Genomic DNA, 7952 nt, shown 5'->3' on the forward strand with positions numbered 1-7952 from the left:
GGTTGTTGGATGAACGAGCACCAGAAGTTGTGCCACCATTGGAAGTACAAAAGCGTTGGGCCCGTTATCAAGCGGCACACCCAGAGGCTGACCGTAAGCAGGCAGTCGCCGTCGACGCAACGGCAGTTCTTGGAACGGAGGACAACAACTAATGGCTGAAGCAAAGAAGAAGTTAGTTGAAATCAAAGGACTTGATATCACTTTTAACAAGGGCCGTAGTAATGAGACGAAAGCCGTTCAAAATGCCACTTTTGATATTTATGAAGGTGAAACGTTTGGCTTGGTCGGTGAGTCAGGTTCAGGTAAGACGACAATTGGACGTACGATTATGAAGTTGTATGATCCATCTGCCGGTGAGGTATTGTTCGACGGGCAAGATATTGCGAAGTTGAAAAAGAAGAGTGACTTGTCAAACTTCCGGCAAAACGTGCAAATGATTTTCCAAGATCCACAAGCATCATTGAATCTCCGTATGAAGGTTAAGGATATTGTTGCTGAAGGAATTGATGTGAATCATTTGGCTAAGTCGGATGCGGAACGCTCACAACGAGTTGAAGACTTGCTTGAAATCGTTGGCTTGAACCGTGACCACTCAAACCGATACCCACACGAATTCTCAGGTGGCCAACGGCAACGTATCGGTATCGCACGTGCTTTGGCAGTGCAACCTAAGTTTATTATTGCTGACGAACCGATTTCGGCGTTGGACGTTTCTATCCAGGCACAAGTTGTTAACTTGATGAAGCAACTGCAAAAGGATAAGGGTTTAACATACCTATTCATTGCCCACGACTTGTCGATGGTGAAGTACATCTCAGACCGTATTGGGGTGATGCACTGGGGAAAGATGGTTGAAATCGGACCAGCGGATGAGGTTTATAACCAACCGTTGCACGATTACACGCGCTCGTTGTTGAGTGCGATTCCAGTACCAGATCCATCAGTTGAAACGGCTCGTGAGCCAATTGTGTATGACCCAACTGATGAGATGGATGGTCGCGACCGTACGATGGTTGAAATCGCACCTGACCACTTTGTTTGGGCGGCGGAAAATGAAATTCAAATGTATCAAGAGCGTGCCCGTGAGGCTGGCTTGATCGATTAACTAGCAAAACGATTCGATGACGGCGAGCATCGAATCGTTTTTCTTATCCATCAATTAAACATAGAAAACTCATTGAATAGCGGTATAAGTCATATGGTCGTTCATGGTATACTTAAGAAAGTATTAAATTAAACGGAGTTAGGTTAGGTGAATCACGTGAAAAAGTTGGATGCTTTGCCGGCATTCTTTCAAAATCGGCGCCTTGCTTGGGTTGCCGTCTTAGTTTCATTGATGGCATTGATGGGCGCGATTTTAGGGTTCATGGTCAATTGGCTAATTGGATTAGTCTGGTTAGGGCTGGTAGTTTTTGCCTTAATCGTCATCTTTAAAACGTTGCAAATTATTGGGGAAGATACCGCGCATTATATTGAAAATTTGTCATACCGAGTTAATCGTGGTGAACAAGAAGCCATTATTCAAATGCCACTTGGGGTGATTTTGTTTAATGAACAAGCCGAGATTGATTGGGTTAATCCATATCTGCAGAGTTATCTTGGGGAAGAAATTATTGTTGGTCGCACGCTAACAGATGTTTCAACCAAGCTTGCCGATGTAATTAAGCGTTGGCCTGATGAAGATAAGCGGGTAACCCGCTTAACTTGGTTAGACCGCACTTTTGATGTGCAAGTTCAACCTGAATTACGGGCAGTCTATTTGCTTGATGCGACGGCTTCCGTGCAATTATCATCAGATTATGAAGCGCACCGTCTCTTCGTGGGAATTGTGTCGCTGGATAATTATGATGAAGTGACTGAAGGCATGAGCGATTCAGATGCGTCAGCGTTGCGTACATTCGTAACGAAGACCCTTTCGGATTGGATGGCTGACCATGCGATATATGTACGTCGTTTAGCGGTTGATCGTTATATGTTGATTGGTTACCGTAGTGGTCTACGAGCTGCAGAGTCAGATAAGTTTAATGTCCTGACGACAGTCCGTGAAGCGACGTCAATGCAAAACGCACCAATTACGTTGAGTATTGGAATTGCCTATAAAGAAGAGGCGATTAGTGTGCTGGCCGAAAATGCCCAAGCTAATTTGGACTTGGCATTAGGCCGTGGTGGTGATCAGGTTGTGGTCAAGTCACCAACGGGGGATGCCCGCTTCTATGGTGGTAATACTAATCCAATGGCGAAGCGTACGCGTGTTCGAGCGCGTGTGATTTCTCAGGCGTTGGCGGATTTGATGACGCAAGCAGATCAAATCTTTATCATGGGTCACAAACGGTCTGATATGGACTCGTTTGGGGCGGCTTTGGGTGTGCGTCGTTTGGCCCAGATGCTAGGCAAGCCAGCTTGGGTTGTGTACGAAGAAACCGGGCATGAGCACTCGGATATTCAGCTATTATTGCATGAGTTAAAGCATGACCCTGCAGATGAGACGGCGATGATGACACCAAGCCAAGTAATTACTGAAGCGACTGAGCGCAGTTTGCTGGTGATGGTGGACCACTCGAAGCCATCGATTTCTGAATCGCGAGATGTGTACAATCATTTGGCCGGGCGAGTGGTGATTATTGATCACCACCGACGGGGCGAAGAATTCCCTGAAGAGCCACAATTGGTTTACATAGAATCATATGCATCATCAACGTCAGAATTAGTGACAGAGTTGTTTGAGTACCAGCCTCGTCGGGCAAAGGGCTTGTCGAAGATTGAATCAACAGCTATGTTGGCGGGTATTCAAGTGGATACAAAGTCCTTTACCCTTCGTTCAGGTACGCGTACGTTTGACGCGGCTAGTTACCTACGTTCGGTGGGGGCTGATGGTAAGATGTTACAAGACTTTATGAAGGAAACTGTTTCATCGTACCGCAAGCGGGCCCACTTGATTGAACGGGCAGAGATTCATGACACCGCGGCGATTGTTGTTGGTGAGAATGATGTACAATATGATTCGGTGGTGGCAGCTCAAGCGGCTGATGCATTATTGCAGATGATTGGTATTGAGTCATCATACGTCATTACGCGACGCGATGATAAAATGGTTGCCGTTTCAGCGCGCTCAACAGGGTCAGTTAATGTACAATTAGTAATGGAAGCAATGGGTGGTGGCGGTCACTTAAGTAACGCAGCTACCCAGGTTGCAGACGTCGCAACAAACGATGTTTACAGCCAACTATTGTCGATACTTGAAGCATCAGATGATAGTGAAGCAGAAGAAAATTAATAAAGTAGAGGTCGATAATCATGAAGGTTATTTTCTTAGAAGATGTTAAGGGTCGCGGTAAGAAGGGCGAAGTTAAAGAAGTTCCTGATGGCTACGCGAACAACTTTTTGATTAAAAACAAGAAGGCTGAACCAGCAACAAATGCGAATGTGTCAGCGATGCGTGGCCAAAAGAAGGCTGCTGATCGTGAAGCGGCTGAAGAAAAGGCTGCTGCTGAAGCATTGAAGATGAAGTTGGAAGATGATAAGACGGTGGTTGAGTTGAAGGCAAAGGCCGGAACTGACGGTCGCTTGTTTGGGGCCATCTCATCAAAGCAAGTTGTTGAAGCTTTGAACGACCAATTCGGTTTGAAGATCGATAAGCGTAAGATGGATATGAAGGAACCAATTCGTGCCTTGGGCTACCGTAACGTGACGGTGAAGTTGCACCACGAGGTTGAAGCCAAGATTCGTATCCACACCGACGAATTGTAAGAAACATGTAAAAGCACTGGGCTAAACGGCCTTGGTGCTTTTTTCTTGATGTTAACGCGGATAGATATGGCGATATCTGTTACAATAGTTAGTACTGATAAAAAAGGAGGTCATTCCATGGCAGATGAAACAGAAACTGTCGCGTTGAGCGTGCCGCAAGATATCACAGCTGAACAGGCGGTTTTGGGATCAATTTTATTGTCGACGGATCCGCAAGATTTAATTGCCGATTTGATGACGATTTTGGAACCGTCTGATTTCTATCGCACGGCCCATCGTTTGATTTATGCGGCAATTTTGAAGCTTGATGAATCGCAACGTGCAATCGATATATTGACAATTGTCGATGAATTGAATAAAGACAATCAAGTCGAGAACGTTGGTGGAATGGCCTATTTGGCGGAACTGGCCTCGACGGTGCCGGTTGCTGGTAATGCATTGTACTACGCCCGAATTGTCCGTGAGAAGTCAATTCGTCGCAATATGATCGATACGTTGCAAAGCAGTTTGACGCAAACGTATGAAGGCGCTGATTCGGTCGATGACGCGGTTGCCGAGTTATCAACCAAGTTGGATATGATTAACGGTGGCGAAAAGAGCGCCGATTTTAAGAATATCGCGGACGTGGTTGAGAAGTCATTTGAACAAATTGAGCAAAACTCACGCACGACAGAAACTGTGACGGGATTGGCGTCAGGCTATCCGGCTTTGGATAATCTAACAACTGGTTTTCACGGTGGCGAAATGATTATCGTGGCTGCGCGTCCTGCCGTTGGTAAGACCGCGTTCGTCTTGAATATTGCCCAGAAGGTGGCTGTGGCTGATCCAGATTTACCAGTTGTTGTGTTCTCGCTGGAAATGCCGGATACGTCACTGGTTAACCGTATGCTGGCGGCTGAAGGAAATATTAATTCACAGCATATGCGTACTGGTCAACTTGATTCTGAAGAATGGAATGCGTTGGCGGTCGCGATGGGATCGTTGGCGAATACAAAAATCTATATCGATGATACGGCTGGAATTAAGGTAACAGAAATCCGTTCAAAGTTACGCCGTCTTTATAAGCGTGAAGGTAAGCTGGGATTGGTCATTATTGATTACTTGCAGCTGATTGAAGGCACGGGTAGTGAAGGTCGTCAGCAAGAAGTGTCAGCCATTTCACGTGCCATCAAGATGATGGCGATGGAGATGGATGTGCCGATTATTGCGCTATCGCAGTTGTCACGTAGTGTGGAACAGCGTCAAGATAAGCGCCCAATGTTGTCAGATATCCGTGAATCTGGATCAATTGAGCAGGACGCCGACATCGTTGCTTTCTTGTACCGTGAAGACTACTATGAGAAGGCCAACGATGATTCAGATAACCCCAATGACCCGCGCGATGAAGAACAACAGGACGTGGGAGAAATTGAAGTTATCTTGGAAAAGAACCGTTCTGGTGCGCGTGGAACGGCACGCTTATTGTTTGTTAAGTCATACAATAAGTTCTCAAACATTGAGTTCCACGCTGAAGAACCGGGCGGATTCGGTTAAACAATATCGGTTATTAACGGGGTTACCAACTTGGTAACCTCGTTCTTATTTTTGGAAAAAAGGAGATACAGTTATCATGCAAACACAACAAGCCGGCATGTCACTTCGCTGGTTATTAACGGCAAGTTTTATTAATAACGTGGCTTATGGATTTATCTGGCCCTTAACTTCAATTTATCTACATGACCAACTGTATCAGACCTTGGTTGTTATCGGTTGGGTCATGATGGCTAACGCGATTGGCCAGGCGGTTGGTTCACTAGTAAGTGGCCGATTGTTTGACCGATTTGAACCCCGTAAATTGATGCAGTTCGGTACGCTGATGATGATTGTCATTAATTTGCTCTTCATCTTCTTCCATGGCTGGCCAAGTTATGCCGTTATTTTGACGTTAGCCGGTTTCTTCGGTGGTTGGAATACGGCAACGATTAATTCTTACGGGACATATGTACGGAGTCATGATGGCCGTTTTGTCTTCAATATGTTGTACTTTATTAGTAATTTTGGCATGGTGTTTGCGACCGCTGCAGTTGGGCCAATTTATAATTTTGGTATTACCTGGCTATTCTGGTTGGCGCTCGTCATGTATTTAGTACTAATGGCAATTGTACAGTTCACCTTCAAAATTAAGGTGGCACGCACCCAACAAACTGAGCAAAAACAGACCCTGCGCTTGCCTAAGTGGAATGTTCGCTTAATCTACACAGGGGTTATTGGGTTAGGTGTTCTGTGGATTTCTTATTCGCAGTGGCAGGGAAATCTGTCAATTTACATGTCGAGTATCCTGAAACTGCCGGTTTGGCAGTATTCAATGCTGTGGACCATTAACGGTATTTTGATTGCAATTATTCAATTGGGAATGAATGCCCTGAACCTATCGGCAAACCGTAAATCAATGTTCATTCAAATTTATGCCGGGCTGATTATGTTTGGCCTTGCCTTTATGATTTTGCCGTTTGCAAAGACGTTTACTGGCTTTGCGATTGCAATGGTTGTGACAACCATTGGTGAAGCAACGGCCTTCCCAATGATTCCAGCATTAGTTAATGAGTTATCGCCAATAGAGTTGAAGGGGCGTTATCAGGGGATGACGGCTGCCGCCCCATCTGTTGGTCGCGCAGTGGGACCGTTGATTGGTGGTGCTGTCATAGAACAAAGCGGATATGGTACTATGTTCTATGGTGGGGCAGGCGTTGTGTTTATTGCCTTTATTGGGGTAGCAGTCATGATAATGATCGGCTATCGCCACGCCACGCAATATGAATAAAGTGAGGGTCTGCAATGAAATTAGGGATGTTCCGATTGGGGATGCGGACGTTTAAAACGGGACTATCGGTGATGGTTATCATCGCTTTGTTTGCGTTTTTACATCGTGGTAATCCGATGATTGCCTCATTGGCTGCCGTATTTTCATTGCGACAGGACTTTGAAACAACGTTAGAATTTGGTAAGTCGCGTGTAATCGGAAACGCCATTGGTGGTATTTTTGCGATTACCTATTTTTTCGTTTTTGATTTACTGCATGAATCGCAGTGGGTCACAATTATCGTGGTACCGCTATTATTGATGCTATTGATTTCAATTAATGATGGCTTGAATAACAATAAGGGATTAATTGGTTCTGTAGCGGCCTTCTTGATGATTTCGTTAACGATTCCTGAAGGAGCCAGCTATATGTATGCTATCGAACGTGTCTTTGATACGTTCTTAGGTACCGTGATTGCCATTGTGATGAACATTGGCGTTCATCCGCGTGACGCAGCTACGATTGCTGCTGATTTGGCTGATCGCCAACGGCATAGTAAAAAATGATGATCGAAAAGTCTGGCTTAGTGACCTGAATGGGTTGTTAATCCAGGCTTTTTTTGCATATTACCGCAACTTATATTAGAATTACATGAGAAAACTAAGTGTGTGGGGATACAAGTATGCGGGAACAAGATAAGTTAACCATTTTGCGTGATTTGATTGCGCTGAATACAGTTGCGGATAATGAAACATCGGTTGCAATCTATTTACAGGATCTATTGCGTAAGAATGGGATTGATGCACAATTGGTGACAGACGATAATACGAAGCGTGCCAATTTGGTGGCCGAAATTGGGGATGGTCAAGGCCCAGTATTGGCATTTGCTGGGCACGCAGATACGGTTCACGAAGGTGATTTAACGACCTGGTCAACAGATCCGTTTACGCTGGTTGAACAAGATGGCCGTTTGTATGGTCGCGGTACAACTGATATGAAGGGCGGTTTGGCAGAATATGTGATTGCAATGATTGAACTGCATGAACAAGCTGTTCCACTCCATGGCACTTTACGGTTGTTAGTGACGGTTGATGAGGAAAAGACTGAAGCTGGCGCACGCTTGTTAGCTGAGCGGGGTTATGCGGATAATATCGATGCGATGGTCATTGCCGAGCCAACAGGGGTTGCGTTGCCAGATATTACAGACTATTTCCAAAGTGGTGGCGCGGTAATTGATGAAGCGACCTTGACGGATTTGCAAGCAGCTATTGAAACTGCAACAGCACCGGAACAACACTTCATCTTTCACGCGCACAAGGGCTTTTTGGCGTATGAAGTAACGGCGACGGGAAAAGCTGCGCATAGTTCAATGCCCAAGCTTGGCGTGAATGCGATTGACCACCTGGTAACGTATTACTTAGCTGAG

The 7952-nt window shown here is 45.4% G+C and carries 7 protein-coding genes and 1 pseudogene; all 8 read left to right on the plus strand.

Annotation, left to right across the window (positions count from 1 at the left end):
• A pseudogene (locus WEIDD23_RS14595) lies at positions 1 to 152 on the plus strand (ABC transporter ATP-binding protein); the annotation flags it as partial.
• Positions 152 to 1105: an ABC transporter ATP-binding protein gene (locus WEIDD23_RS05460; RefSeq protein ID WP_010371525.1), complete on the plus strand. Its 954-nt coding sequence runs from the start codon at positions 152 to 154 to the stop codon at positions 1103 to 1105. The pseudogene WEIDD23_RS14595 and the gene WEIDD23_RS05460, both read left to right, overlap by 1 nt.
• A gap of 156 nt (positions 1106 to 1261) precedes the next feature.
• Complete coding sequence (locus WEIDD23_RS05465) at positions 1262 to 3274, plus strand: DHH family phosphoesterase (RefSeq protein ID WP_029237449.1); 2013 nt, start codon at positions 1262 to 1264, stop codon at positions 3272 to 3274.
• A gap of 20 nt (positions 3275 to 3294) precedes the next feature.
• The gene (gene rplI / locus WEIDD23_RS05470) at positions 3295 to 3747 is read left to right on the plus strand and encodes a 50S ribosomal protein L9 (protein WP_010371519.1); all 453 of its coding nucleotides are present in this window, start codon (positions 3295 to 3297) and stop codon (positions 3745 to 3747) included.
• Between the two features lie 117 nt (positions 3748 to 3864).
• Positions 3865 to 5280, plus strand: coding sequence for a replicative DNA helicase (gene dnaB, locus WEIDD23_RS05475; protein ID WP_010371515.1), 1416 nt, complete (start codon positions 3865 to 3867; stop codon positions 5278 to 5280).
• Between the two features lie 76 nt (positions 5281 to 5356).
• Positions 5357 to 6547 (plus strand): MDR family MFS transporter, encoded by a 1191-nt coding sequence (locus WEIDD23_RS05480; RefSeq protein ID WP_010371511.1) that lies wholly within the window; start codon positions 5357 to 5359, stop codon positions 6545 to 6547.
• 14 nt (positions 6548 to 6561) lie between these two features.
• The gene (locus tag WEIDD23_RS05485) at positions 6562 to 7092 is read left to right on the plus strand and encodes an FUSC family protein (protein WP_010371508.1); all 531 of its coding nucleotides are present in this window, start codon (positions 6562 to 6564) and stop codon (positions 7090 to 7092) included.
• A gap of 116 nt (positions 7093 to 7208) precedes the next feature.
• The coding region (locus WEIDD23_RS14600) for a M20/M25/M40 family metallo-hydrolase (RefSeq protein WP_242865445.1) at positions 7209 to 7952 on the plus strand (744 nt) is incomplete at its 3' end.

It is taken from the genome of Weissella sp. DD23, assembly GCF_001579105.1.
GTDB classification, from domain to species: Bacteria; Bacillota; Bacilli; order Lactobacillales; family Lactobacillaceae; genus Weissella; species Weissella cibaria.